Genomic DNA, 25,799 nt, shown 5'->3' with positions numbered 1-25,799 from the left:
CCTCAGACCCGCGGCCACTCCTCCGCCAGCACCGCGTACAGGTACGCGTCGTGCCACACGGGTGCGCCGTCGGGGCCGGTCGCGAACGACGCGCACCGCCGCTCGTGCCCCTCGCGCCGCATCCCGAGGCGCTCGAGCAGCCGCCAGGACCGTTCGTTGCGCGGGTCGCAGCGCGCCGTCACGCGGTGCGCGCCCTGGCCGCGGACGCAGTCGTCCACGACCGCGCGGGCGGCCTCGGTCGCGTAGCCCTGCCGCCCGAAGGCCGGGTGGAACACGTACCCCACCGTCCAGGTCCGCCACTCCTCCGGCCCGGTCGGTGCCCGGAACACGTGCCCGACCAGGGCCCCGTCGGACGCCCGCTCCGCCGCGACGAACCGCGGGTCGGTCGCGCGCCGGGCCGCCTCCGCGTCGGCTCCTGCGCGGTCGTACGGGCCGTACGGCTCGAACCGGACCACCTCCGGCAAGGCCAGGTACGCGTGCAGCGCCGCGCCGTCCCCGGCGGTGAACGGACGGAGGACCAGGCGCTCGGTGACGGCGTGCACGGTCCGGACGGTAGGGCGGGACGCGCGGCGGGGCGAGGGGATATCGGCAGTCGCGCCCTACGCTGGCGCCGTGGCCGCCACCCGCCTCCGCCGCGTCGCCGTGCTCGTGCTCGACGGGGCCAAGCCGCTCGACGTCGGCATCCCGGCGCAGGTGTTCACGAACCGGCCGAGCATGCCCTACGAGGTCCGCGTCTGCGGTCCGGAGCCGGGCCTGGTCCGGGGCGGCGACGGCCTGGCGTACCACGTCGCGGACGGCCTGGACGCGCTGACCTGGGCCGACGTCGTCTTCATCCCCGGGTACCGCCAGCCCGACCGGGAGGACCCGCCCGCCGCGGTGGTGGACGCGCTCGTCGCGGCGCACGAGCGCGGTGCGGACCTCGCCGCGATCTCCACCGGCGCGTTCGCCCTCGCGGCGACGGGGCTGCTCGACGGCCGGCGCGCCACCACGCACTGGCACTACACGCGGTCGTTCGCGGCGCGGTACCCGCGCGTCACGGTGGACGAGAACGTGCTGTTCGTGGACGAGGGGCGGGTGCTCACCTCGGCGGGCGCGGCGTCGGGGATCGACCTGTGCCTGCACATCATCCGGCGGGACCTCGGCGTCGCGCCCGCCAACCACGCCGCCCGCCGCCTGGTCGCCGCGCCGTACCGCAGCGGCGGCCAGGCGCAGTACGTGCCGCGCAGCGTCCCCGAGCCGCTGGGCGAGCGGTTCGCCGCCACCCGGGAGTGGGCGCTGCACCGCCTCGGGGAGCCGCTGACGCTGGGCGTGCTGGCCCGGCACGCCGCGGTGTCGCCGCGCACGTTCTCGCGCCGCTTCGTCGAGGACTCCGGGTACACGCCGATGGAGTGGATCCTGCGGGCCCGGATCGACGTGGCCCGGGAGCTGCTCGAGCGCTCGCAGCGCTCCGTCGAGCAGGTGGCCGTCGACGTGGGACTGGGGACCGGCGCGAACCTGCGGCGCCACTTCCAGCGCGTCCTGGGCACGACCCCGAGCGAGTACCGGCGCACCTTCACGCGCGGCGAGTAGCCCTCGCGCGCCCCGCCCGGGCCGCATCCGGGGACTGGCGAGATCCGTGCGGACCATGGCGCCCCGGCCGCTGTCCGGGTCGCTCCCCCGCGACGACGCTGGTGGGACACGAACGGAACACCACCGGGAGGATCCCATGACCCGCGTCGCCATCAACGGCTTCGGACGCATCGGCCGCAACGTGCTGCGCGCGCTGCTCGAGCGCGGCAGCGACCTCGAGGTCGTCGCCGTGAACGACCTCACCGAGCCGGCCGCCCTGGCCCGGCTCCTCGCCTTCGACTCGACGGCCGGGCGGCTCGGCCGGCCGGTGTCCGTGGACGGCGACCACCTGGTCGTCGACGGCCGCCGCATCCGCGTCCTCGCCGAGCGCGAGCCGGCGCACCTGCCCTGGGCCGAGCTCGGCGTGGACGTCGTGCTGGAGTCGACCGGACGGTTCGCGAGCGCCGCCGCGGCCCGCGGCCACCTCGACGCGGGCGCCCGCGCGGTCCTGGTCGGGGCCCCGTCGGACGGCGCCGACGTCACGATCGCCTACGGCGTCAACACCGACGCGTACGACCCGGCGGCGCACACCGTCGTCTCGAACGCCTCGTGCACGACGAACGCGCTCGCGCCGCTGGCGGCCGTCCTCGACGACCTCGCCGGCATCGAGCACGCCTTCATGACGACCGTGCACGCCTACACGCAGGAGCAGAACCTGCAGGACGGCCCGCACCGCGACCCGCGCCGGGCCCGGGCGGCGGCCCTGAACATCGCGCCCACGACGACGGGTGCCGCCAAGGCGATCGGGCTCGTGCTGCCGCAGCTCGACGGCCGGCTGTCCGGCGACTCGATCCGGGTGCCTGTCCCGGTGGGCTCGCTCGTCGAGCTCAACGCCACCGTGGCCCGGGACGTCACCCGCGAGGACGTGCTGGCGGCCTACCGCGCCGCGGCCTCGGGCGCGCTGGCCGGCGTGCTGGAGTACTCGGAGGACTTCCTGGTGTCGACCGACATCGCGGGGAACTCGGCGTCCTCGGTCTTCGACTCGCACCTCACGCGGGTGGACGGGCGGCACGTGAAGGTCGTGGCCTGGTACGACAACGAGTGGGGGTTCTCGAACCGCGTGGTGGACACCCTCGAGCTCATGGGGCGGTCGCAGGGCTGAGTCAGACCCCGCCCTCAGCCGTGTCGGCAGCGGAGTCGAACGCGCGCATCCACGCGTCCCGGACCCGGACCAGCGACTCCGCCGCCGACTCACCCAGGCGCGTCTGGTGGGCCAGCGAGTCGTGCCACTGCTCCTCGGACGGCGGCGTCGTGAAGACCCAGGCGTCCGGCCGGTGGGCGAACTGCCCGTGGCGGAGGAACAGGCGGGCCGCCTCGGGGTCCACGAGCCCCCTGTCCGCCAGGTGCGCCTGGTCCCACAGGTCGCGGCTGAGCGCGCGGTCCACCCACGCGGAGAGCTTGGCGGCGGCGAACGCCGGGGCGGTGAAGGTCCGCAGCCGTGCGGGCGGGGCGTCCCCGTAGCGCTGCTCGATGTCGCGCACCTCGGTCGGCCAAGGGTACCCCGCACCGTCGAGCACCTGGACCCGGATCGACGCCTCGCCCGCCGACAGGATGCTGGCCTGCGACCCCGACGTGTCGCGCAGGGGCGGGTCCCACGTCGGGCGGCCGTGGCTGCGCTGCACGCCGCGGCGGACGGCCGACTCGATCTCCCGCAGGACCTCCGCCCGCGGTCCGGTCGCCAGCAGGTCGATGTCCTCGCTGAGACGGCCGTCGGGGATGTGGGTCCGCGACAGAGCCGTGCCGCCGAAGAACGTCAGGCGCCCGGCAGGGACGTGCGCCGCGAGCGCACCGAGGACGTGGCTGATGAGGTGGTCGCGGCGGACCTGGGCGTCGGCCGCGCCGAACTGGTCGGCCACCCGCGCGAGATCGGGTCCCGAGAGCGTCACGAGGCCATCGCCTCCGCGCGCCGCAGCGCCGCGACACCCCGCGACGATCGCGCGAGCTGGACGAGCTGGACCCGGTCCACCCGCGGCCAGAGCGCCCGGACCACTGCCGGCGCCTCCGGGTCGGCCGACCGGAACCGGGCCACGTCCAGCACCGTCTGCTCCGGGGTGGTGACGAGCGCGGCGCCCAGGTCCGTGCGCACGCGCTCGGCGTCGAGCGCCGCCGTGTCGCGCTCCACGAACCGGATCGTCCCCGCCCGGTCCACGAGGTGGACCGGGCGCCGCCCCCCGGCCGCGACCGCGACCGTCGCCGTCGCGACCGCGCGTGGGAGCGCACCGTGCACGCGGGCGGCCGACATCCCCATGAGGACCGGCTCCGACGGGGCGCCGCGCGCGAGCGCCACGCCCATCGCCGCGGCCTCGATCGACGGCAGCCACGTCGCCGGATCGGCGTCGGCCGGTACCTCGCAGTAGTAGCCGTACGCGAGGCGGTGGACCACGCCGTCGCGCTCCAGCCGCTGCAGCGTGGCGCGCGGGTTGGCGAACACCCCGTCCAGATCGGCCGGCCGGATCGTCCGCAGGGGACGACGAGCGACGAGGCGTCGGGCATCGGGCACAGCAACCTCCTCGACGTGGAGAACCCTGCAAACTGTAACCCCGCGGGCTACAGTTTGCAGGGTTGTGATCGACCTCGCGTCGGTGACCAGGAAGCCTACGTTGCTGCTTCGTGGGCCGGGTCGAGCATCGCCTCTTCACATGCCAGTCGAGTCCGCTCGAGGCCCGAGTGCACACCACGACCGCTCGACCGAGTCGAGCCCGGCTGGGGGCAGTCGGGGTCGAGACGACGTGAGGCCCCAGGTCTCACGTGAGCATCAGGCAGCGCTGCTCCGGATCCCGCGCGCGCCGCTCGCGCAGACACGTCAGGTCGAAGCCGTCGACATCGACGCACCCGCAGTTGCCTCGACCAGGGTGTCGCGCGCAGCCCGTTCCGGGCAGCCGCTGCCCGGCGCCCGTCAACGCCTCCACGAGCAGCTCCTTGTCGTCCGCGTCCACGACACCGTGAGCATCGCGAGGCACGATGATGTACCCGGTCCCCTCCTCGAGCCGAACCTCGGCAGAGGCCGACGAGCCGTCGGGCCCCGTGCGCCACACCGCAGTGACGCACCCGTCCCACAACCCGCACCCACCACCGACGACATCGGCCAGGGTCCGGAACGCCACCTCGCCGCCGCTGCGGGTTCGGCCCCTCCAACGCCATGTGCCGGGCGCGGCGAGCACAGCACCGATCGCCTCGACCAGCTGACTCCCCGTGCCGGACGTGAGCGAAGAGGATCGCAGGAGATCGAGGAGGACAACGACCACGTCCTCGAGCGGGCGGCGCCGCCAGATGCTCGGGATCTCGACGATGACGTCACGCTCACCGCAAGTCCACGCGTGCGCGGGGACCGACCACCGTCCGTCCCACCCGGCACGCCAGCCGCGGGGCGTGAGCAGCAACCACCGCGTCCGGGCATCCGTGCGTCCGCCGAACAGACGATCGCGGGCCGCGTAGTAAGCCACGAGCTGAGGGACGCGCAGCGGCCCGCCGGGGTGCCACCGGTAGGCGGCAGCTCTCAACTCCGGACCTGCGCTCTGGAGAAGAGTGCCGTCGTCCGGTGCGCCCAGGACGCTGGAGAGCATCGGCCCGTTGAGCGAGGCCCGCAGCTTGTACTCCAGGACGGCCCAGACCACGCCCGGGGCTTCGCCGTTGCCGGGAAGCTCGAGAACCGCGTCCGGGTACACCCCACGCCCGGGCGACTCGCGCCACTGCAGCGCGGCGACCTCCTCAGGAAGCAGGTCGAACTCTGCTTGACCGGCTAGAGCGACCAGGACACTGCGGCGGGCACCGACGTCGAGCAGCGGCCACAAGTCGTGCCAGCGCGCGAACCGCTGACGCTCACCCACCCCGATGAACCGTGCCTGCGCGGCCTCGATCGCCGCGCGCTCCTCCTCACCGAGCTCCGCCGTCGCGAGCACCGCGTCGAGCCCGTTCGCCATCAACGCCTCCCCTACCGGATCGTCCGTCGCCTGCCCATCGACCGGACCCTGCTGACGTCAGCTCGGGCCGCCTCCCACGCCGGGAGAACTGGCACGGCTCATGATCTCGTCGCCGAGCCACGTCGTGAGCCGCTCACCGCACTCACGCACGTCAGGGTGCCTGCGCTGGTCGGGGCAGCTGTCAACGGCGACGACATCCGCGAGGTGTCCGATCGTCGACACGTCCGCGAGCCCCGAGCCTGCAAGCAGCCCCAGCCAGGCCGTGACCACGCCCCGACACACGGGCCTGAGACGGCCGGACGAGTAGCCACGGTCACCGTGTCGGCGATGGCAGCGGGCAGACCGGCGATCCCTGCACAGGCGTTCCCGATCGTCGCGGCGATGTCGCACCACAGGTGCGTCTGCGCAAGGCCGCGCGACGGCACACCCTCGTGGGAGGGGTCGACGAGTTCGAGCACCATCTCGACCATCACGACCTTCGCGCCAGCGACCAGATCGGCGCTCAGCGGCCCGCGATCGGAGGACTCCCCCAGGTATCCGGCGGCCACCACCTCTGCCTCGAGGGCCACCAACCGGCTGATGAACGTGCTCAGCTCCCAGTCACACCGGTACCAGCCGCGCGGGTCATTCTTCGCTCGACACACATCTGCTCCATCCTCGGCCCGGTCATCCGCAATGACGAACGTAAGCGACCATGTCTGCCGAGCGATGCGAATCGGGTACCAGGTTCTTGGGTTTGCCAGTCCGAACTGATGGATTTGCCCGAAATCTCCGTAGATGCCGATCTGAGTTCCGGACCAAAGGCCTAAGGTCAGTCGCCACATGAATCGGATGCGGAAGTCACCGCGGATCCGAGGGCCGAATGAGCCGACAGACCCCGCGACCGGATGCGACGCTCCTGAGCAAAGCCGCGAAGCGGCCCCTTGGGCGGTGGAGGTGACCTCGTGGAACGGTGGCGTCCGTCGATCCCGATCGTGATCGACAGGCTCGGGCATCGGTGGACACCGGAGGAGATCGAGCCCGACCCGAGCCGGTTCGACCGCGACGGCATCCGGTGCGCCGGCTGCGGCGTCGCTGCGACGTGGCAAGCCGCGTACACGAGAACGGACCCTCGTACCGGCCAGACGGTCGACGTCCGCCTGCACTTCAAGCTGAAGCACCGCCACAGCGAGCACGGTTCCTCGTGCCCGTACGACTTCGATCGGCGCGCCTCCGATCTGGTACGAGACTTCCCGGGAGTCGTGCGCAAGCGCGGCGAGATCTATCAGGCTCTTCACAATCCAGGGTGTAGTTGCGGCCTGAAGCCTCCGGTCTCGAGCAAGCAGCGAGCGATGTAGTTGGTGAGGTTCCGGAACCCGAGCGCTGAGCCGCGGACGTGCTCGAGCCGACCGTTGATCGCCTCGGTCGGTCCGTTCGACGTGCCAGGTCGATCGAAGTAGGCCAGCACGTCGTCGGCTCGCTTCTTCAACGTCCGTCCCAGCGTGATGACCTCGGCGAGTGTGGCCGGGACGCCGTGGCTGAGCGAGTCGATCAGCTTTGCCATCAACTCACGGCCCTTGGCGCGGTCGGGCTCGCGGTAGGCGGCGATCATGCGCTGGTAGACGCCCCAGGTCGCCTCAACCTCGACGTGGGCATCAGGTGCGAACAGCTCGTGCAACCGTTCGCACTGCTTGTCGGTGAGCAACCCAGCGCCGGTGTGCAGCATCCGCCGGGCGCGGTAGAGCGGGTCGTCTTTGCGGCCGCGGTGGCCGTGGATGATCTGCTGGACCCTGCGTCGGCACCGATCGAGGGCATCGCCGGCCAGACGGACGACGTGGAAGGGATCCATCACCGCGGTCGCTTCGGGCAGTTCTTCGCTGGTGGCGGTCTTGAAGCCGGTGAACCCGTCCATCGCGACGACCTCGACGCCGTCGCGCCACGCTGCGGGACGTTCAGCGAGCCAGGTCTTGAACGCGGCCTTGGAGCGGCCCTCGACCATGTCGAGTAGCCGCGCAGGACCGGTGCCGTCACGAATCGGGGTGAGGTCGATGATCACGGTGACGTACTTGTCGCCACGGCGGGTGTGTCTCCAGACGTGCTCATCGACGCCGAGCACGGTGACGCCGTCGAACCGGGACGGGTCGTTGATCAGGACCCGTCTGCCTTCGGCGAGCACGGCGTTGTTGGCGGTGTTCCATGCGACCCCGAGACCTTCGGCGATCCGGGCGACGGTGAGGTGCTGAACCACGATGGCTTCCAGCGCCCAGCGCAGCGCGCGGCGCGAGAGCTTCGCTCGCGGTTCGGCGGCCGCGGTGGTGTCCTGGCGCCACACATGAGTGCAGCCGGTGCAGGAGTAGCGGCGGATCGTGATCATCAACGTCGTGGGCCGCCAACCGAACGGCTCGTGGGCCAGGCGCCGGGTAACGGTGTCGCGTGCAACGCCCTCACAGCCGCAGCGCCGACACCAACGTTCGTCGGATTCGAGGGGTTCGACGACGCGACAGGCCAGCACTGCCCGGTCGGGCTCGAGTCGCTGGCCGGTCACGACGAGGCCGAGCTCGTCGAGACGGCAGAAGGTGGTCAGATCGGCGGTGTCGAACCCTGCATCAGGGCACACTGAGCTGCCCTACGGCTTGGTTACCACGGTGCGTGTGGTGGTCAGGCCGGGATGGGTGGCAGTTCGGAGCGTAGCTCGAACTCGATCGGGCTGAGGTAGCCCAGGCTCGAGTGTCGGCGGCGACGGTTGTGGAAGATCTCGATGTACTCGAAGATCGCGTTCGCGAGCTCGACTCGGGTGTTCCAGCGTTGCCGGTTGAGCAGCTCGATCTGCATCGAGGACCAGAACGACGGGGCCTGACCCCGGTTCTTGGACACGCTGAATCCAGCAACGCGCTGGGGAAGCGAGATGATCCAGTTCATGGCCAGGAAGAGCTACTCCGAGGAGTTCCGTCGTCAGGCCGTCGACTTGTACGAGTCCACTCCGGGCGCCACGGTGCGCGGGATCGCCGCGGACCTGGGCATCGTGCGCGGCACGCTGCGCCACTGGCTCGAGGTCTACGGCACGGGCGCCAAGACGGCCGTCGACGGGTCGGCGACGCCCAGCCCGTTGCGGTCCAAGAGCGCTGCGGCGAGCTCGACGGCGCCTGTCGGCGAGTCGCCGCAGGAGCGGATCGCCCGGCTCGAGGCCCGGGTCCGCGAGCTCGAGGTCGAGACGACCAAGCTGTCCACCGAGCGGGCGATCTTGCAGCAGGCGGCGAAGTATTTCGCCGGGGAGACGCGCTGGTGAGTCGCTTCCAGTTCGTCGCCGACAACTCCGCCACCTACCCGGTGAAGCGACTGTGCGAGCTCGTGCAGGTCGAGCGCTCGTCCTACTACGCGTGGAAGGCTGGCGCGCCGGCGCGGGCCGAGCGCGCCGCGGCGGACGCTCGGCTCGAGGCACGGATCCGCAAGGTCCACGCCGCGGACAGCACGCTCGGCGCGCCGCGGGTCACGGCCGAGCTCAACGACGACGCGCCCGCCGGTGAGCAGGTCAACCACAAGCGCGTCGCCCGGGTGATGCGCGCGGCGGGTATCGCGGGCTACGTCAAGAAGCGTCGAGTGCGGACCACGATCCCCGAGCCGTCGGGCCGCAAGCACCCCGACCTGCTCAAGCGGGACTTCACCGCGCCGGCACCGAACCGGCGCTACGTCGGCGACATCACCTACCTGCCGATCGCCGACGGCACGAACCTCTACCTCGCCACGGTCATCGACTGCCACTCCCGCCGGCTCGTCGGGTGGGCAGTCGCCGACCACATGCGCACCGAGCTCGTCGAAGACGCGCTCAAGGCCGCCGCCGCGACCCGCGGCACCGGGGCCTGACCCCGGTTCTTGGACACGCTGAATCCAGCAACGCGCTGGGGAAGCGAGATGATCCAGTTCATGGCCAGGAAGAGCTACTCCGAGGAGTTCCGTCGTCAGGCCGTCGACTTGTACGAGTCCACTCCGGGCGCCACGGTGCGCGGGATCGCCGCGGACCTGGGCATCGTGCGCGGCACGCTGCGCCACTGGCTCGAGGTCTACGGCACGGGCGCCAAGACGGCCGTCGACGGGTCGGCGACGCCCAGCCCGTTGCGGTCCAAGAGCGCTGCGGCGAGCTCGACGGCGCCTGTCGGCGAGTCGCCGCAGGAGCGGATCGCCCGGCTCGAGGCCCGGGTCCGCGAGCTCGAGGTCGAGACGACCAAGCTGTCCACCGAGCGGGCGATCTTGCAGCAGGCGGCGAAGTATTTCGCCGGGGAGACGCGCTGGTGAGTCGCTTCCAGTTCGTCGCCGACAACTCCGCCACCTACCCGGTGAAGCGACTGTGCGAGCTCGTGCAGGTCGAGCGCTCGTCCTACTACGCGTGGAAGGCTGGCGCGCCGGCGCGGGCCGAGCGCGCCGCGGCGGACGCTCGGCTCGAGGCACGGATCCGCAAGGTCCACGCCGCGGACAGCACGCTCGGCGCGCCGCGGGTCACGGCCGAGCTCAACGACGACGCGCCCGCCGGTGAGCAGGTCAACCACAAGCGCGTCGCCCGGGTGATGCGCGCGGCGGGTATCGCGGGCTACGTCAAGAAGCGTCGAGTGCGGACCACGATCCCCGAGCCGTCGGGCCGCAAGCACCCCGACCTGCTCAAGCGGGACTTCACCGCGCCGGCACCGAACCGGCGCTACGTCGGCGACATCACCTACCTGCCGATCGCCGACGGCACGAACCTCTACCTCGCCACGGTCATCGACTGCCACTCCCGCCGGCTCGTCGGGTGGGCAGTCGCCGACCACATGCGCACCGAGCTCGTCGAAGACGCGCTCAAGGCCGCCGCCGCGACCCGCGGCACCCTGGCCGGGGCGCTGTTCCACTCCGACCACGGGTCGGTCTACTGCTCGAAGGACTACGCCAGGGTCTGCGCGAGGCTCGGCGTGACCCAGTCGATGGGCGCCGTCGGGTCCTCGGCCGACAACGCGATGGCCGAGTCGTTCAACGCCACCCTCAAGCGCGAGGTCCTGCAAGACGACGCCTGCTGGCCCGACGAGCCAACCTGCCGCCGGCAGGTCTTCCGCTGGCTGACCCGCTACAACACCCGCCGCCGCCACTCCTGGTGCGGCTACCTGTCCCCGACCGCCTACGAGGCCCGCCGGGCCGCTACGCTGCCGATCGCCGCGTAATCACACCCCGTGTCCAAGAACCGGGGGTAGGGCCCGACTCCATCATCGCGTTGTCCAGACCGTCACCGACGGACCCGAACGAGGGCATGAGCCCGGCCCGGCGGATGCGGTCGCCGAACGCCCACGACGTGAACTGGGCCCCGTGGTCGGCGTGCACGATCCCTCCCGGGGCTGGGTCGCGGTTGCCGACGGCCATGTCGAGGGCGTTGATGACCAGACGGGTGTCCTGGGTGGAGTCGATCGACCAGCCGATGATCTTGCGGCTGAAGGCGTCCAGCACGCAGCAGCAGTAGTGAACCGCCCCGGGTTCAGTGGAGGCTCGGTTCTTTGGTTTCCAGCGTCGTGGACGCCGTGATCTGACGGTAGTGGGCGGCCTCGTGCTCGCTCGGTGGGATGTCGCCGAGCTCGGTGTGCAGGCGCCGGTTGTTGAACCAGTCGACCCACTCCAGGGTCGCGATCTCGACGTCATCCAGCGTCCGCCAGGGCCCCCGGCGACGGATGAGCTCGGTCTTGAACAGGCCGATGGTGGACTCGGCCAGGGCGTTGTCGTAGGCGTCGCCGACGGTCCCGATCGAGGCCCGCATGCCGAGCGCGGCGAGCCGCTCGGTCAGCGCCAGGCTGACGTATTGCGACCCTGCATCGGTGTGATGGATGAGCCCGGTCAGGTCGGTAACGCCGGCGCGGCCGCGAGACCACACGGCCATCTCCAGGGTGTCGGTGACCAGGTCGGCGCGCATCGTGGTGTCGGCCTTCCAGCCGACGATCATGCGTGAGTAGACGTCGATGATGAACGCGACGTAGCTGAAGCCGGCCCACGTCCGGACGTAGGTGAAGTCCGCGACCCACAGCTGGTTCGGGGCGGTCGCGGTGAACGCGCGGTTGACCAGGTCCCCGGCGCGGCAACCGTCCTTGCCCGGGATCGTGGTGCGCCTGGCCCGGCCGCGGACGGCTCCGTGCAGGTCAGCGGCGCGCATCAAGCGTTCGACCCGGCAGCGCCCGATCGGGTGGCCCAGGCGGTGCAGGTGCTTCCACATCTTGCGCGCCCCGTAGACCCCGTAGTTCCCCGCGTGCTCAGCGGTGATCACCTCGGTCAGCTCGGCGTCGCCGACAGACCGCGCCGAGGCTGGACGTGTCTTGGCCGCGTAGTAGGTGCTCGGGGCGACCTGCAGCTCCCTGCAGATCGGCTCGACCCCGAACTGGCCCTTGTGGCCGTCGATGTACTCCACGATCACCGTTGTGGGCGGTCGAGCTCCGCCGCGAAGAAAGCCGACGCCGACCTCAAGATCGCGTTGGATCGGCGCAGCTCACGGTTCTCCCGCTCGAGCTCGGCCAGCCGCTGCGCGTCCGACGTGCTCGTCCCGGGTCGATCGCCGGCGTCGACCTCGGCCTGGGTGACCCAGTTCCGCAACGTCTCGGGATTGATCCCGAGCTGGTCACCGATCCGGCGCAGCGCCCCGACCCGCGTCGCGGGGTCACGCCGCGCATCGACGGCCATCCTGATCGCTCGCTCCCGAAGCTCCTCCGGGTACTTCCTCGGTGCTGCCATGACTCTCATCCTCCGTGGATTGAGAGCCTCTACGGAAGCCGGGGCGGTTCAGGTGCAGGTGACGCAGGGAAGAGGCGCAGGACCGCCCAGACGGCGAGCGCGAGTACGGCCACGCTGGCAGCGAGCATCAACCAGCCGCCTGCTCCTAGGTGTACTGACCCGGACCGTTGTTGACGTGAGGAGAGACCTCCGGGTCGAGTGGGAGCTGTCTGACGGCTTCTCTCGAGCACACGGAGGTCTCTCGTGTCCCACGCTAACGCCCGGCTGACTCCTGCCGGCAGGTTGACCATGGTCCAGCGGATCGGTGCGGGTCGTCCGGTCGCGCATGTCGCCGCGGAGATGGGTGTCTCGCGCACCACGGCGTGGCGGTGGTGGCGCCGGTTCCAGGCTGAGGGCCGCGCCGGCCTGGTCGACCGCCCGAGCGTGGCCCACACCCACCCGCGCCGTACGAGCCCTTGCGCCGAGACCCGGGTGCGGATCGCGCGGATGCTGACCCGTCGCGGACCTGTGACGATCGGGCGTCTGGTCGGGTTGCCGGCCTCGACCGTCGGGCGGGTCCTGGCCCGGCACCGGGTTCCGCGGCTGGCGGACTGCGACCCGGTCACCGGGCAGGTCATCCGCGCCATGCGCCGCACGGCGGTCCGCTACGAGCACCCGCACCCTGGGTCGCTGGTCCACATCGACGTCAAGAAGCTCGGGCGGATCCCTGACGGCGGCGGTTGGCGAGCACACGGCCGGGCGTCCACGGTCGATCACCGGCACAAGAAGGTCCCGACCGGATACGACTACGTCCACACCGCGATCGACGACCACTCCCGCCTCGCCTACGCCGAGATCCACACCGACGAGAAAGGCGTCACTGCCGCCGCGTTCCTAGCCCGCGCGACGGCGTTCTACGCCGATCACGGCATCCAGGTCGAGCGGGTGATCAGCGACAACGCGTTCGCCTACCGCAACTCCGCCGTCTTCCGGCAAACCGCGGCCGACCTGGGCATCGTCCAGAAGTTCATCCGACCGCACTGCCCCTGGACCAACGGCAAGGTGGAGAGGCTGAACCGAACTCTGGCCACCGAGTGGGCCTACTCCCGCATCTGGTCATCGAACGCCGACCGCGCGGCGGCCTTGGCCGCCTGGCTCGAGCACTACAACATGGACCGACCCCACCTCGGCATCGGCGGCCTCACACCCATCGACCGCGTCAACAACGCAGCGAGTCAGTACACCTAGGCCCAGGCACCAGGACATCGCTGCGCTCCTCTTGGCGCCGGACGGCGCCACGAGTCAAGCGTCGGGTGGACGGCCCGAAGGCTGGGTCGAGGTCTGATGAAGGGTCGCTGAAGCCCGGTCTGCGGCATGGCGCCGACACGAGTGCCCAGGCCTGCGACGGTCGGGGCATCGTGACGCCCGCGGAGCCGGGGGTCGTTGCGTCGCGCCGTCCATGGTGGGGCCGTCGTTCATGACATGGGTCGCGTCCCATCCGACGCCGGACGGGTCGAGCATGCCCGCGATCATCGCGACGTGGGCCACGATGAGGAAGATGCCGACCAAGGCACAAGCCGCGACGACGACGGCCCCACCCAGGCCCGCCGCCGCTGGGCGGTCAGCGGCATAACCGCTGCTTAGCCTGACGCCCGACGACGTGCCGTAGCCCGGTGGCGGGACCTCACGCCCACTCGCCAGCCGCCGCCCACACCTGCGCATCCGCGTCATCCACATCGCCGGATGCTGTGCACGCCTCGGTGGGGCCGTTGCTCGACTCACCGCTGAGCGCCCGGCGCTGGGCGCCTTCTCGTACGACGTTCGGCTGAGGCCTTCATGAAACCTTCATGGCGGCCTTGGCCCTCTCACCGCGCGCGCACGCTAGCGGCTTCGTAGCATCGAAAAGGTCCCGCGGCGCGCGCCGGGCGCCGGCCGCACGACCTACCGCCAGGAGGCCGACATGAAGACCAGCGAGATGCTCGACACGTACCCCGCGACGATCAACCTCGACCGCCAGCTGCTGGCCATGGTCATCGACGCCCTCGTTGCGTGTTCGCAGGCGTGCACGGCATGCGCGGACGCGTGCCTTAGCGAGGAGATGGTCGCGGACCTTCGCAAGTGCATCCGCTCGAACCTCGACTGTGCCGACAGCTGTGCGACGACGGCGCGGATCCTGTCCCGCCACACCGCCTACGACGCGAACCTCACGCGCGCCCACCTCGAGGCGTGCATCGCCGCCTGCCGCGCCTGCGGAGACGAGTGCGAGCAGCACGCAGGGATGCACGAGCACTGCCGCATCTGTGCGGAGGCGTGCCGGGACTGCGAGACGGCGTGCGGCGAGCTGCTCGCGGCCCTCGGCTGAACCTGCTCCCGCGCCCCGGCGGCTGCCCCCAGCCGCGCGCGAGCCGGTGAAGTACACCGGCAGGTGACACAGCGAGACGAGGAGGACTAGACGATGCCGACACAGCGTGAGCACGAGGGCGGTTCGACGGACCAGCACGATGGCGGCGCCCATCACGGTGGTGAGGAGCACGGCGGCGGGCAGGGTCATCCGATGAAAGGCATGTACCTCCGATTCGCGGCCATGATCCTCACGGCCATGGTGGTCATGTACTGGGTCATGTTCGTCGGCTCGTGGGAGTGGAGCCACGTGCGCTTCAGCCAGAGCCGCGTCTTCATGGCCATCACCATGGGCGGCACGATGGGCCTGATCATGCTCGGCTGGATGCTGAACATGTACAAGAACGCCAAGGCGAACATCGCCGTTGTCGTCGTCAGCGTCTTGCTTCTCGCCGGCGGCGTAGCCCTCGACCGCAGCCAGGTCACGGTGGGTGACACCGCCTTCATGCGCGCGATGATCCCCCACCACTCCCTCGCGATCACCCGCTCCGAGCGCGCGCAGATCGAGGACGTGCGGGTGTGCGAGCTCGCCGTCGAGATCATCGAGGCCCAGCAGCGCGAGATCGCCGAGATGGACTGGCTCATCGAGGACATCCAGCGCAACGGCATCGCGGCGACGGCGGCTGAGGCCGACGCGCGCCCCGTCCCCGACTTCCCCGGCACCGCGCTGCGCTCCTGCCCGAGCCCCTGAACTGATCGGGAATATCGGACTTCAGCCGGTAGTTCTCGACCATACCCCCCAGGGGTATAGGTTGGCGACGACGGTGAGGCGTGAACTGGGGAGCCGGCGCACTCGTCCAGCACGCGCGCGCCTGGCAGCGCCTCCACCACGCCCTGTCGGAGTTCGCGATCCTCGAGCCCCCGGCGACGAGCATCCGCGACGACGCCGGAGCGGCCGCCCGCCTGCTGCGGGATCTCGCCCCGATCGAGCACCGTCAGACGTCAGCGCCGTTCGCCCCGTCTGAGCGGCACGTCGCCGCCGTTCTCAACGGCGCCGTGCAGGTCATGGCCGACATCGCCGTTCACGAGGGAACGACGTTCGACCGACTCGCGCGGACGGGCCTCCTGCTGATGCCGGCTCTGACGTTGCCACGAGATCTGGTGAGTGAACGGCCCGACCTCGCCGAAGCCCGCCTGGAACGCCGCATCGTCCACGCCCCTGACACCATCACCGGAGCCACCGCTCGGCTGTACGCCGAAGTCGCCGCTCACCCGATTGGTGTCACGACCGCAACTCCGGTCCGCCGCTCCCCAGCTGCCTCTGCGGAGGCACCCGCCATCTCCATGGCGTAGTTGCACCGCCGCTGAGGTGAGGTTGGGCTCGTCCCGCCGTCTGGACCCTACGAGGGCGCTCCGCCTCGACGGCGATGACGACGTCGAGCGGCTGCCGTCAAGCGACGGTTGAAGCCCCTCGATCAGGCTGGGCGAATTGCGCGAGCTCCTTGCGCGCGTCGACGCCGTGGATGGCAGCGACGACACCAGCCGAACCGGCCTGGAGGGCGCACCTTGACGCAACTGGGGACGGCCGGGCCAGCTGACGGGAACGGTCGACATGTCGACGAATCGGTCGCACTGCTGCCCGATCGCCGCCCTGCACAGCGGCGGATCTTCCGCCGCCGCCCGCGAGCGTCCGCCCGCGTTCGCCGGTCTCCGCTGCTGACCAAGTGCTTACCGCAACGCCAGAGGCCCTCCCGATCTCTCGATCGGAAGGGCCTCTGACGTGCTGCTTCCTGAGTAGCGGGGGCAGGATTTGAACCTGCGACCTCTGGGTTATGAGCCCAGCGAGCTACCGAGCTGCTCCACCCCGCGTCGGTGATCACTACGTTACGCCAGCGTGACGCCCAGTCCAAATCGAGCCCCCGTGCCCTCGGTCACAGCGGCCGGACGCCGGACGCGACGGCGGGCCGGCCCCGCAAGGGGACCGGCCCGCCGTCGTGCGGACCCCGCGCCGGCGTCAGCCCCCGGCGTTGAGCTCGTTGTCCGCGGCCACCGCGGCGTCGAGCGCCGCGCTGAGCCGGTCCTGCGCCTCGCCGTAGGCGGCGAAGTCGCCGTCCGCGAGCGCCTGCTGCCCGTCGAGGATCGCCTGGTTCATGTCCTCGAGCGCCTGGGTCAGGCGGGTCTGGGCGTCGGCGGTCGCGCCGGGGTCGGTCGGCTGGGGCGTCGGCGCCGGGGTCTCGGTGTCGTCGCCGGGCACCGCGGTGTCGTCCCCGGTGTCCGGCGGCGTCAGGTCGTTGCCCGCGTCGCCCGCCTCGGTGCCGTCGTCGCCGCCGAACACCTGGTCGAGCGCCTCGTCGAGGGTGCTCGCGAAGCCGATCTGGTCGCCGAATGCGACGAGCACGCGCTGCAGCAGCGGGAACTGGGTCCCGGTCGCCGCCTGCACGTAGACGGGCTGCACGTACAGCAGGCCGCCGCCGACGGGCAGCGTCAGCAGGTTGCCCTGGATGACCTCGGAGTCGCCCTGCCGGAGCAGGTTGAGCTGCTGCGACACCTCGGGGTTCGAGGTGAAGTTGTTGTTCATCTGGTTCGGGCCCGGGACCGTGGAGTCGCGGGGCAGCTCCAGCAGCCGGATCTTGCCGTAGCCCTCGGCGGGCTTCCCGGCGGTGGCCCCGGCCTCGGCGTCGACCGCCACGTACCCGGTGAGCACGTCGCGGGCGTTCGCGCCTGCGGGCACGAACGTCGACTGCAGCGAGAACGACGCCGCGTCCTGCCCGGGCATCTCCAGGGTCAGGTAGTACGGCGGCTGCGCGACGTTCGCGTCACCGGCGGTCGGGTCGTTCGGGGTCCGCCACGCGTCGTTGCCGGAGAAGAACTGGCCCGGGTCGGTCACGTGGTAGGTCCCCAGCAGGGTGCGCTGCACCTTGAACAGGTCCTCCGGGTACCGGATGTGGTTCATCAGCTCGGAGCTGATCGACGACACCGGCTCGAGCGAGGTGTCGAACACCTTGCTCCAGGACTGCAGGACCGGGTCCTCGGCGTCCCAGGCGTACAGGGTCACGCTGCCGTCGTAGGCGTCGACGGTGGCCTTCACCGAGTTGCGGATGTAGTTCACGGTCTCCGGCTGCAGCGCCTCGATCGTGGCGGAGGACTGGGTCAGCGAGTCGACCGTCGCCTCCTCGAGGGACTGCGCGGCGGCGTACGGGTACTGGTTCGACGTGGTGTAGCCGTCGACGATCCACTTGACCCGGCCGTCGACGACCGCGGGGTACACGCGCCCGTCGAGCGTCAGGTACGGCGCGACCTTCTGGACCCGCTCGACCGGGTCCCGGTCGTAGAGGATCTGCGACTGCTCGTTGACGCGCTCGGAGAACAGGATCTGCTCGGAGCCGAACTTGATCGAGTAGAGCAGCTTGTTCCACAGCGACCCGATCTCCGGGCCCGCCGAGATCTCGCCGGTCGGGAACGCGGTGTTCACCGCGCCGCCCGACTCGTCGTCCGGGTAGTCGAGCTCCCACTGCGAGCCCTCGGGCGCGCCGACGATCGAGTAGGTCGGCGACGACTGGCCGAAGTAGATCCGGGGCTCGTACTCCCCCATCTCGCCGGTGGACGGGATGCCGCCCTCCCAGAACTCGGGTGCGCCGGTCGAGGTGGTGGTGTTGCCGTAGGCGGCGACGACGCCGAAGCCGTGCGTGTAGACGGTGACGTCGTTGGTCCAGTTGCGCCGCTGCACGTCGAGGCCCTCGAGGTCGACCTCGCGCACCGCGATGACGGTGTCGCGGCTCTCGCCGTCGATCTCGTACCGGTCGACGGACAGCGTGTCGGGGAACGAGTAGAAGCCGCGGATCTGCTCGAGCTGCCGGAAGGAGTCCGACACGACCTGCGGGTCGAGCAGGCGGATCGAGGCGGTGGTCTCGGCGTCCTCGCGCAGGGCACCCGACTCGGCCGTGACGCTCGCGTTGTAGTCGCTGATCTCGACGTCCTCGAGGTCGTACGCCGCGAGGGTCGCGTCGATGTTGCGCTGGATGAACGGCGCCTCGGCGTCCTGCTGGTTCGGGTTCACCTGGAACCGCTGCACGACGGCCGGGTAGATGCCGCCGATGACGACCGCGCCGACCACCATGAGCCCCACGCCGATCGCCGGGATGCGCCACGTGCCGCGCACCGCGGTGACGATGAACATGATCGCCACGAGCAGGGCGACGATCGCCAGGATGCTCTTCGACGGGATGACCGCGTGCACGTCGGTGTACGAGGCGCCCTCGAACCGGTCGCCCTCCCGCGTGAGGATCGAGTACCGGTCCAGGAAGTAGTTCGCGGCGATGAGCACCATGAGGACGGCGGCGATGACCGACAGGTGCACCCGCGCGGCCTTCGTCATCCGCGGCGTCGCGCTCGAGCCGCCGACCCGGAAGCCGCCGTACAGGTACTGCGTCGCGATGCCCGCGATGCCGGCGAGCACCGTGACCGCCATGAGGAAGCTGACCACGAACCGCAGACCCGGCAGCTCGAACATGTAGAACGACAGGTCCAGGTTCCACTGCGGGTCGGTCCGGCCGACCTCGGTGCTGTGCATCCAGAGCTGCACGGTGCTCCACTGCTGGGAAGCCGCGATGCCGGCGAACAGGCCGAGCACGGCGGGCCCGGCGACCAGCACGACCCGGCGCAGCGGCTCGATGGCCTCGCGGTAGGAGTCGAGGCTGATCTGCTCCTGGTTCGACGGCGCGTACACCGGCCGGCTGCGGTACCCCACGGCCAGGCTGGCGAACACGGCGCCGCCCATGACGAGGAAGCCGATGACGAACAGGGCGCCGCGGGTCAGCCACTGGGTCCACAGCACCTGCGAGAAGCCGAGCTGGTCGAACCACAGGACCTCGGTCCACACCTGGGCGAGGACGAGCACCGCGATCACGACGAGCGCGAGCACGATGACGGTGATCGCGATCGGGCTCGGGCGGCGTCGGCCCGCTCCTCGGGGCGGCCGGGGCGCGCGCGGCCCCCGGGGCGGTCGGGCGGGCGGGTTGGCGAAGGTCACGGCCTCGAGGTCCTCGCAGTCGGGGGGTCACGCGTGCACGCGCCGGGCACACCCGGCGCACGCTGGGCACAACGCGCCAGGTGGCACCCAGGTTCCCACACGCCGGCGGTGCCCCTGCGCTCGTCCCCGGGCCGGATCGAGATGCGAGGATGGCCACCGTGAGCAGCACCCCGGACACCTCCGCCGACCAGCCGCCCGTCAGCCCCGCGCAGCGCGCGCTCGCGGAGGCCGTCGCCGAGATCGAGCGGCACGTCGCGACCGGCGGCTGGGACGGTCCCGTGCGGGTGTTCGCGCTGGTCCGCACGCAGGCCGCGCTGGACGCCGAGCCCGCCCTCGCCGGCCAGCTGCCGCCCGAGGTGCTCGCCGTGGCGGCGGCCGACCCCGAGCACCTGACCTCGGTCGAGCAGGAGGGCCTGCCCCCGAGCGACGACCTGGAGGGCCTGCTCGGCGCGATCGCCTGGCCCGAGGGCGTGCACGGCGCCGCGCTCACCGTCGAGCGCATCGTGCTGCCGCCCGAGGCCGAGGAGGGCCTGCCCGAGGACCCCGACGCCGCGCTGACCGCCCTGCTCGCGCACCCGCAGCGGCAGGACGTGCGGCTCGCGGTCGGCGTGCTCCGCGACGGCACCTCCTGGTGCGCGGTGCGCCAGCGCGCGGCCGACCGGGACGACGCCGTCGGTCAGGGGCCGGACGTGGTGCCGGGCCTGGTCGAGGCGCTGCGCGCGACGTTCGCCTGAGCCCGGCGGAAGGCGACCTCAGCCCGCCTCAGCCCGCGTCGGCCGCCGTGCAGGTCGGCAGGTCGCCGGTCTCGCCCGCGCCGATGGCCTCGACGGCCTCCCGCGCCTCGTGCAGCGTCGACACCTTGACGACGTCCAGCCCGTCCGGCACGTGCCCGACGACCTCGTCGCAGTTGTCCGCCGGGGCCAGGAACCAGGTCGCCCCGTCGCGCAGCGCGCCGGCCATCTTCTGCCGGATGCCGCCGATGGGCCCCACGGCGCCGTTGAGGTCCATCGTCCCCGTGCCCGCGATGACCTCGCCGTCCGCCTCGTCCTCGGGCGTCATCTTGTCGATGATCCCGAGCGCGAACATGGTGCCCGCGCTCGAGCCGCCGATCCGGTCGATCTGGATGGTGACGTCCACCGGCGGGTCGAACGTCGGGTCGATGTAGACGCCGAGCTGGCTTCCGTCGCCGTCCTCGCGCGCCGCGGTGACCACCTCGAGGTCGGTGGCGGCGCCGTCGCGCTGCACCCCGAGGGTCACCGTGCTGCCCGGCTCGGTCGCGTCCAGCAGGTCGATGAGCTGCCCGTAGGACGTCAGCGGCGTGCCGTCGAAGGCGACCAGCACGTCGCCGGGCTCGACGACGCCCTCCGCCCCGCTGCCCTCGACCGCGTCGTGCACGGTGAGCGTGACCGGGACGGTGTACCCGAGCTCCTCCAGCGCGGCGACGGTGGCGTTCTCCTGCGAGGACGTCATCTGGGCCTCGTTCTGCTGGTCGAGCTGCTCCTGCGTGGCGTCCTGCGGGAAGACGTTCTCGACCGGCAGCACCAGGCGCGAGCCGCTGACCCAGCCGGCCAGCACCCCGAGCACGCTCGACGGGTAGCCGGGGCCGCCGGTGGTGGACACCGTGGTCAGCCGCAGCTCCCCCGTGGAGGCGTACGTCTCGGCGCCCTCGATCGTGATGAGCTGCTGGTCGTCGTGCGAGCCGAGGGTGTCCAGCGTCGGGCCGGGCGAGTTCACCGCGTACGGCACCGGCATCAGCAGCAGCACGACCAGCAGCACGGCGGTCAGCAGCATGCTCGCGGACAGGACGACGGCGCGCCGGGTCACCGGCGCGGGCTGCTCCTCGGGCTCTTCCTCGGGCGCGGCGAACGGGTCCGGGGGGAGGTCGGGCTCGGCGTGCACCGGACGATCATGCCGCACCGACCCGTGCGCCCTCAGCGAACCCCCGCCCCCGCGGGGTCACGGCTCAGGTCGGGCGTGGTTACGGTGGACCACCACCAGCCCCGGGAGGCCCCGCGATGACCGACGACCAGCGCCAGCCCGAGCCGTCCGGCGGATCGGCCTGGGAGGACATGCTGCGCCAGATGTTCGGCCCCGGTGCCGACGAGGCGATCCGGCAGATGCGCGAGCAGGGCCTCGACCCGGCGGAGATGGCGCGGGCCTCGGGGCTGCCCGAGGACCCCGCGATGATGAACCAGGTGATGGGGCAGGTGCAGCGCATGCTCGCCGGCAGCGGGGACGGCCCGGTGAACTGGGACGTCGCGCACGACATGGCCCGGCAGGTCGCGGTGACGGGTGGCGACCCGAGCCTCAGCCCCGCGGAGGCGCGGCAGGCCACCGAGGCGCTCGGCGTCGCGGAGCTGTGGCTGGACGCCGCGACCGACCTGCCCCCGGCCGGCGGCCACGTGCGCGCGCTGTCCCGCTCCGAGTGGGTCGAGCAGACGCTGCCGACGTGGCGGACGCTGACCGAGCCGGTCGCCACGTCCCTGTCCACCGCGCTCGCCACGACGCTCGCCGACCAGCTGCCCGAGGGCATGGGCCTGCCGCCCGGCCTGGGCGGCGGGGCGGTGGACCCGGCGGCGATGATGCGCCAGCTCGGCGCCCTCGTGTTCGGCATGCAGGTCGGTCAGGCGGCCGGCTCGCTGTCCCGCGAGGTGTTCGGCCTGACCGACGTCGGCCTGCCGCTCGTCGCCGACCCCGCCACCGCACTGGTGCCCGGGAACGTCGCCGCGTTCGCCGAGGGCCTGGACGTGCCGCTGGAGGAGGTCCGGCTGTTCGTCGCGCTGCGCGAGGCCGCGCACGCCCGCCTGTTCACGCACGTGACGTGGCTGCGCGGGCACCTGCTCGGCGCCGTCGACGCCTACGCCCGCGGCATCCGGATCGACCTCGAGAGCCTCGAGGACGCGGTGCGGTCGATCGACCCCACCGACCCGACCGCCCTCCAGGGCGCCCTGTCCTCCGGGGTGTTCGCGCCGCAGACCACGCCCGAGCAGCAGGCCGTGCTCGGGCGCCTGGAGACGGCGCTCGCGCTCGTCGAGGGCTGGGTGGACGAGGTCGTCGCGACCGCCGCGCTCCCGCACCTGCCGCACAGCGTCGCGCTGCGCGAGATGATCCGGCGACGCCGCGCGGCCGGCGGCCCCGCGGAGCAGACGTTCGCCACGCTGGTCGGCCTGGAGCTGCGGCCCCGGCGCTCCCGGGACGCCGCCGCGCTGTGGTCGCGGATCGCCCGCGAGCAGGGGCCCGAGGCGCGCGACGCCGTCTGGGACCACCCGGACCTGCTGCCCACCGCCGAGGACCTGGACGACCCGGCCGGGTACGCCGGGCGCCGCACCGCGGCCGAGGGCGAGCACGCCGACCTGGACCGCGCGCTCGCGGAGATCCTCGGCGACACCCCGCCGGAGGCCCCTCAGACCCCGGGCGGCCGGGAGTAGCTCCCACCGTCGCCAGCACGTGGCGGCCCGGTCGACAGAATCCTCCGGGCCGCCGTGCTGCCGCGAAAAGCCGCTCAACTCCGCGAGATCGAGTCCATCGACGTGGCCTTCGTCAGGTACACCGTCTTCCCCGGCGCCCCGGCCCAGTAGTTCGCACCCTTCCACAGCACGGTCGTCTTGTCTCCGGCGTAGAACTTCGTCACGGAGCTCATCGTGTGGGACTTCACCCCCGTGCCCGTAAAGCCCAGGTTCATGGAGCCGGCGGTCACGCACGCCGAACCGACGGCACACCCGGGCGACAACCAGCTGATCGCTCTCGCCCGGGCGGGAAGCCCGGCCTCGTCCAGCGCCGCGATGACCTCGCCGTTCTCGTCCATGAGCACGGCACCCCCGCCGCTCTCGACGGCCTCGGCGATCTCCACCGTCGACTGGGAGTCCACGAGGGCAGCGAGTCGGTGGCGGACGATGGCGTCCACGCCGCTCTCTCCCTCGGCCGTCATGACGTCGACGGCAAGTGCCTGGTCGGGGACGTCCGCCGCCTGCGCGACGGCCGGACCCAGCACCAGGAAAGTCGCCGTCGCAAGGACGGCAGCAACCATTCGGATTGACACGAGCATTCCTCTCAAAAAGAGCATGATGGAATGCGGCTGAACCAACAGGCTATCGCCCCCGTCGCCTGCGCGTCTGCTGAACGCTTGAGGAGATCGCTTCGCACCCGCTGCGCCGAGCGCTCTCCCCCGTCAGTCCGCCTCGGCCGCCGGCTCCGCCTCGGCCCCCTCGCCGTCCACCGGGTCCCCCGGCTCCCGCTCCGCGAAGGCGTACCCCTCCAGGAACCCGCGCGCCCGCTCGGTGCGCGGGTACGCCTCCAGCTCGGCCCAGAACTCCGGCCCGTGCCCGGCGTGCAGCAGGTGGGTCAGCTCGTGCAGCAGCACGTAGTCGGTCACCCAGGACGGCATGCCGCGCAGGCGGTCGGAGATCCGGATGCTGCCGTCGCCGACGGAGCACGACCCCCAGCGCCGGCCCTGGTTGCCGGACCACCGCACGCTCGACGGCACCGCGCGCCCGCCGAGGTACCGGCTGGACAGCTCCGCGGCGCGGCGGACGAGCTGGTCGTCGGACGGCCGCCGGCGCTGCTCCTGCGTGGCGAGCCGGTCGAGCATCCGGCGGACCCACTCGCGCTCCTGCGCGCGGGTGAACCGGGCGGGGATGGCGACGATGGTCCGGCCGCCCTCGCGGTACGCGGTGACGGTGCGGGAGCGGCGGCGGGACCGGCGGACCTCGACCGGGCCGAGCCGGGGGTCGGCGGCCCAGGCGTCGTCGCGGGGCTCGGCGGCCGCGGGCGTCGCGGGCACGGCCGAGCGCGCCGGGGCTCCCGGCGCCGGGTCGTGCTCCCTCGACGGCTGCACGACCAGCACCGTAGCCGCTCCGGGGCCGGATCCCGGCGACCTGGCCCGCGACGTGCGGGCAAACGCCCTCCGGGCGCCTGTCACGGCGTGGATACTGGGCCGGGCGCCGGGAGCCGGCGCGCCACCACGCGACGAGGAGACAGACATGGCCGAGACCTACGCCGGCGAGTTCTACTGCGTGAAGTGCAAGGAGAAGCGCCAGGCCGAGGGCGAGGTCGTCGTGTCCGAGTCCGGGCGGCGCATGGCCAAGGCGATCTGCCCGGTGTGCGGGACCAAGCTCAACCGGATCCTCGGCAAGGCCTGAGCAGAACCCGTCCTGTGGACGACGGCCTCCGCCCCCCTCCGGCGTGCCACGGTGGTGGTGACCGACGGGACGGGGGTGGGACGCCGTGCAGCTCCAGCAGGGTGTGCGCGTGGTGCGGCGCGGTCCGGGCGAGGTGCAGATCGGCACCGACCGCCGCTGGGCGGTGCGCGTCCGCGGCCTGACCGCCGAGCAGTGCGAGCGCCTCGTGGACCTGGGCGACCGCGCCCTCGACGCGTGGCTGCCGCCGGCAGCGCTGGACCGGCTCGCGGCGACGGGGGTGGTCCGCCCGCGCCGGGCCCGTGCGGCGCGCGTGCGGCCCGACCTCGTGCCCGAGGCGCGCGCCTACGCGCTGACCTCCGGGGACGGGGACGGGCCGGCCCTGCTGCGGCGCCGGGAGCGTGCGACGGTCGCCGTGGCCGGGCTGGGCCGCACGGGCGCGACCCTGGCCGCCGCGCTCGCGGCCGCGGGCGTCGGCACCCTCGTGCTCGACGACCAGGGGACGGTCCGGGCCGGCGACCTCGCGGCGGGGCTCGCCCCGGCGGACGTCGGGCGGCCGCGCGTCCGGGCGGTCGGCGACCTGCTGGCCCGGACCGCCCCGCACGTGCGGGTGCGGCGGCCGGGGCAGGCGGCGGCGGACGTCACGGTCCTGGTGTCCGCGGACGTCACCGACCCCGGCACGGCCCTGGACCTGCTCGCGGCCGGCGCGCCGCACCTGCCCGTGGTGCTGCGGGAGGCCGACGCGCTGGTCGGCCCGTTCGTGCTGCCGGGCGCCGAGGGCGACGGCGACGGCCGCCCGTGCCTGCGGTGCGTGGACCTGCACCGCACGGAGGCCGACCCCGCGTGGCCGGCCGTGCTCGCGCAGCTCACCGGGCGGCGGCGCCCGGTGGCGGGCCCGCCCGCGGCGCTCGCCGCCGTCGCGGCCGGGCTGGCGGCCGCCGAGGTGCTCGCGCACGTCGACGGCGGTGCGCCCCGCACGCTCGGGGCGCAGTACGAGATCCCCCTGCCCGGGGTCGAGCCCCGGGTGCGCCGGTGGGCGGCGCACCCCGACTGCGGGTGCGCCGCCCTCCCGGCGTGACA

The 25,799-nt window shown here is 72.3% G+C and carries 24 protein-coding genes, 1 tRNA gene, 2 pseudogenes and 1 other annotated feature; of the genes and pseudogenes, 12 read left to right on the top strand and 15 right to left on the bottom strand.

The window, feature by feature from the left end; all coding sequences use genetic code 11:
* Nucleotides 1–2: 2 nt before the first annotated feature.
* Entirely contained in the window at nt 3–542 is a 540-nt protein-coding gene (locus HNR08_RS13185; protein WP_146839136.1) for a GNAT family N-acetyltransferase, read from the bottom strand.
* Nucleotides 543–612: 70 nt separating this feature from the next.
* Between HNR08_RS13185 and HNR08_RS13180 the strand changes: the two genes are divergently transcribed.
* Both HNR08_RS13180 and gap read left to right on the top strand, forming a co-directional pair.
* Nucleotides 613–1,569, top strand: a complete 957-nt coding sequence (locus HNR08_RS13180; RefSeq protein WP_146839138.1) for a GlxA family transcriptional regulator — start codon at nt 613–615, stop codon at nt 1,567–1,569.
* 136 nt (nt 1,570–1,705) lie between these two features.
* On the top strand, nt 1,706–2,710 hold the full coding sequence (gap, locus tag HNR08_RS13175; protein ID WP_146839140.1) for a type I glyceraldehyde-3-phosphate dehydrogenase: 1,005 nt from the start codon (nt 1,706–1,708) through the stop codon (nt 2,708–2,710).
* A gap of 1 nt (nt 2,711) precedes the next feature.
* Here gap and HNR08_RS13170 read toward each other — a convergent pair whose 3' ends face one another.
* The 6 genes from HNR08_RS13170 to HNR08_RS13145 all read right to left on the bottom strand — a co-directional run bounded on the left by HNR08_RS13170 (nt 2,712) and on the right by HNR08_RS13145 (nt 8,426).
* Nucleotides 2,712–3,494 carry a nucleotidyl transferase AbiEii/AbiGii toxin family protein gene (locus HNR08_RS13170; RefSeq protein ID WP_146839142.1) on the bottom strand — a complete coding sequence of 261 codons (783 nt, stop codon included), beginning with the start codon at nt 3,492–3,494 and terminating at the stop codon, nt 2,712–2,714.
* On the bottom strand, nt 3,491–4,108 hold the full coding sequence (locus tag HNR08_RS22755; RefSeq protein WP_146839144.1) for a type IV toxin-antitoxin system AbiEi family antitoxin: 618 nt from the start codon (nt 4,106–4,108) through the stop codon (nt 3,491–3,493). The genes HNR08_RS13170 and HNR08_RS22755 overlap by 4 nt, the downstream gene beginning before the upstream one ends.
* A 244-nt stretch (nt 4,109–4,352) precedes the next feature.
* A complete protein-coding gene (locus HNR08_RS13160; RefSeq protein ID WP_146839146.1) occupies nt 4,353–5,528 on the bottom strand; it encodes a hypothetical protein in 1,176 nt (391 codons plus the stop codon).
* 98 nt (nt 5,529–5,626) lie between these two features.
* A complete protein-coding gene (locus HNR08_RS13155; RefSeq protein WP_146839148.1) occupies nt 5,627–6,805 on the bottom strand; it encodes a hypothetical protein in 1,179 nt (392 codons plus the stop codon).
* Nucleotides 6,802–8,124 (bottom strand): ISL3 family transposase, encoded by a 1,323-nt coding sequence (locus HNR08_RS13150; protein ID WP_146839150.1) that lies wholly within the window; start codon nt 8,122–8,124, stop codon nt 6,802–6,804. The genes HNR08_RS13155 and HNR08_RS13150 overlap by 4 nt, the downstream gene beginning before the upstream one ends.
* 41 nt (nt 8,125–8,165) lie before the next feature.
* Nucleotides 8,166–8,426 carry an IS3 family transposase gene (locus HNR08_RS13145; protein WP_276513105.1) on the bottom strand — a complete coding sequence of 87 codons (261 nt, stop codon included), beginning with the start codon at nt 8,424–8,426 and terminating at the stop codon, nt 8,166–8,168.
* Between HNR08_RS13145 and HNR08_RS13140 the strand changes: the two are divergent.
* Nucleotides 8,425–9,353 (top strand): annotated as a pseudogene (locus HNR08_RS13140) (IS3 family transposase); the annotation flags it as partial. The gene HNR08_RS13145 and the pseudogene HNR08_RS13140 overlap by 2 nt on opposite strands.
* A 75-nt stretch (nt 9,354–9,428) precedes the next feature.
* Nucleotides 9,429–10,690, top strand: a protein-coding gene (locus tag HNR08_RS13135) for an IS3 family transposase (RefSeq protein ID WP_183834765.1) whose coding sequence is annotated in 2 segments (ribosomal slippage) — nt 9,429–9,777 and nt 9,777–10,690 — 1,263 coding nt in all. Because the reading frame shifts where the segments join, the coding sequence is not laid out codon by codon here.
* A gap of 34 nt (nt 10,691–10,724) precedes the next feature.
* Here HNR08_RS13135 and HNR08_RS13130 read toward each other — a convergent pair.
* Both HNR08_RS13130 and HNR08_RS13125 read right to left on the bottom strand, forming a co-directional pair.
* Nucleotides 10,725–10,982, bottom strand: a pseudogene (locus HNR08_RS13130) (transposase); the annotation flags it as partial.
* Nucleotides 10,983–10,998: 16 nt separating this feature from the next.
* Nucleotides 10,999–12,236, bottom strand: a protein-coding gene (locus HNR08_RS13125; protein ID WP_246803297.1) for an IS3 family transposase whose coding sequence is annotated in 2 segments (ribosomal slippage) — nt 10,999–11,957 and nt 11,957–12,236 — 1,239 coding nt in all. Because the reading frame shifts where the segments join, the coding sequence is not laid out codon by codon here.
* Nucleotides 11,845–11,958 (bottom strand) — a sequence feature (AL1L pseudoknot). Its footprint overlaps the gene before it by 114 nt.
* Nucleotides 12,237–12,479: 243 nt before the next feature.
* Between HNR08_RS13125 and HNR08_RS13120 the strand changes: the two genes are divergently transcribed.
* Nucleotides 12,480–13,463: an IS481 family transposase gene (locus HNR08_RS13120; RefSeq protein ID WP_183835042.1), complete on the top strand. Its 984-nt coding sequence runs from the start codon at nt 12,480–12,482 to the stop codon at nt 13,461–13,463.
* A gap of 54 nt (nt 13,464–13,517) precedes the next feature.
* Here HNR08_RS13120 and HNR08_RS22750 read toward each other — a convergent pair whose 3' ends face one another.
* On the bottom strand, nt 13,518–13,937 hold the full coding sequence (locus HNR08_RS22750; RefSeq protein ID WP_338075835.1) for a DUF6803 family protein: 420 nt from the start codon (nt 13,935–13,937) through the stop codon (nt 13,518–13,520).
* 238 nt (nt 13,938–14,175) lie between these two features.
* On the opposite strand from HNR08_RS22750, the gene HNR08_RS13115 reads away from it, so the two are divergent.
* From HNR08_RS13115 to HNR08_RS13105, 3 genes are all read left to right on the top strand, one after another.
* On the top strand, nt 14,176–14,577 hold the full coding sequence (locus HNR08_RS13115; RefSeq protein WP_090035322.1) for a four-helix bundle copper-binding protein: 402 nt from the start codon (nt 14,176–14,178) through the stop codon (nt 14,575–14,577).
* A gap of 201 nt (nt 14,578–14,778) precedes the next feature.
* Nucleotides 14,779–15,306, top strand: a complete 528-nt coding sequence (locus HNR08_RS13110) for a DUF305 domain-containing protein (protein ID WP_239079071.1) — start codon at nt 14,779–14,781, stop codon at nt 15,304–15,306.
* A gap of 80 nt (nt 15,307–15,386) precedes the next feature.
* Nucleotides 15,387–15,908 (top strand): hypothetical protein, encoded by a 522-nt coding sequence (locus HNR08_RS13105; RefSeq protein ID WP_146840847.1) that lies wholly within the window; start codon nt 15,387–15,389, stop codon nt 15,906–15,908.
* Between the two features lie 442 nt (nt 15,909–16,350).
* Here HNR08_RS13105 and HNR08_RS13100 read toward each other — a convergent pair.
* Together HNR08_RS13100 and HNR08_RS13095 are read right to left on the bottom strand one after the other, a co-directional pair.
* Nucleotides 16,351–16,424 (bottom strand) — tRNA-Met (locus HNR08_RS13100).
* 145 nt (nt 16,425–16,569) lie between these two features.
* Nucleotides 16,570–19,584 carry a UPF0182 family membrane protein gene (locus HNR08_RS13095; RefSeq protein WP_168430568.1) on the bottom strand — a complete coding sequence of 1,005 codons (3,015 nt, stop codon included), beginning with the start codon at nt 19,582–19,584 and terminating at the stop codon, nt 16,570–16,572.
* A gap of 149 nt (nt 19,585–19,733) precedes the next feature.
* On the opposite strand from HNR08_RS13095, the gene HNR08_RS13090 reads away from it, so the two are divergent.
* Nucleotides 19,734–20,318 carry a PPA1309 family protein gene (locus HNR08_RS13090; protein WP_146840043.1) on the top strand — a complete coding sequence of 195 codons (585 nt, stop codon included), beginning with the start codon at nt 19,734–19,736 and terminating at the stop codon, nt 20,316–20,318.
* Between the two features lie 28 nt (nt 20,319–20,346).
* On the opposite strand, the gene HNR08_RS13085 is transcribed toward HNR08_RS13090, so the two are convergent.
* Nucleotides 20,347–21,483 carry a YlbL family protein gene (locus HNR08_RS13085; protein ID WP_307724266.1) on the bottom strand — a complete coding sequence of 379 codons (1,137 nt, stop codon included), beginning with the start codon at nt 21,481–21,483 and terminating at the stop codon, nt 20,347–20,349.
* Between the two features lie 116 nt (nt 21,484–21,599).
* Between HNR08_RS13085 and HNR08_RS13080 the strand changes: the two genes are divergently transcribed.
* The gene (locus HNR08_RS13080; protein WP_146840045.1) at nt 21,600–23,012 is read left to right on the top strand and encodes a zinc-dependent metalloprotease; all 1,413 of its coding nucleotides are present in this window, start codon (nt 21,600–21,602) and stop codon (nt 23,010–23,012) included.
* 74 nt (nt 23,013–23,086) lie between these two features.
* Here HNR08_RS13080 and HNR08_RS13075 read toward each other — a convergent pair whose 3' ends face one another.
* Together HNR08_RS13075 and HNR08_RS13070 are read right to left on the bottom strand one after the other, a co-directional pair.
* A complete protein-coding gene (locus HNR08_RS13075) occupies nt 23,087–23,575 on the bottom strand; it encodes a hypothetical protein (protein WP_168430566.1) in 489 nt (162 codons plus the stop codon).
* A gap of 177 nt (nt 23,576–23,752) precedes the next feature.
* Nucleotides 23,753–24,418: a YgjP-like metallopeptidase domain-containing protein gene (locus tag HNR08_RS13070; RefSeq protein WP_246803160.1), complete on the bottom strand. Its 666-nt coding sequence runs from the start codon at nt 24,416–24,418 to the stop codon at nt 23,753–23,755.
* Nucleotides 24,419–24,563: 145 nt separating this feature from the next.
* On the opposite strand from HNR08_RS13070, the gene HNR08_RS13065 reads away from it, so the two are divergent.
* Complete coding sequence (locus tag HNR08_RS13065; RefSeq protein ID WP_146840049.1) at nt 24,564–24,722, top strand: DUF5679 domain-containing protein; 159 nt, start codon at nt 24,564–24,566, stop codon at nt 24,720–24,722.
* Nucleotides 24,723–24,807: 85 nt separating this feature from the next.
* The gene (locus HNR08_RS13060) at nt 24,808–25,797 is read left to right on the top strand and encodes a ThiF family adenylyltransferase (RefSeq protein WP_146840051.1); all 990 of its coding nucleotides are present in this window, start codon (nt 24,808–24,810) and stop codon (nt 25,795–25,797) included.
* The last annotated feature ends 2 nt before the right edge of the window (nt 25,798–25,799 follow it).

This window comes from Cellulomonas hominis, from assembly GCF_014201095.1.
GTDB classification, from domain to species: Bacteria; Actinomycetota; Actinomycetes; order Actinomycetales; family Cellulomonadaceae; genus Cellulomonas; species Cellulomonas hominis.
The sequence above is the reverse complement of the archived record's forward strand: the minus strand, read 5'-3'. Positions and strand labels throughout refer to the sequence as shown.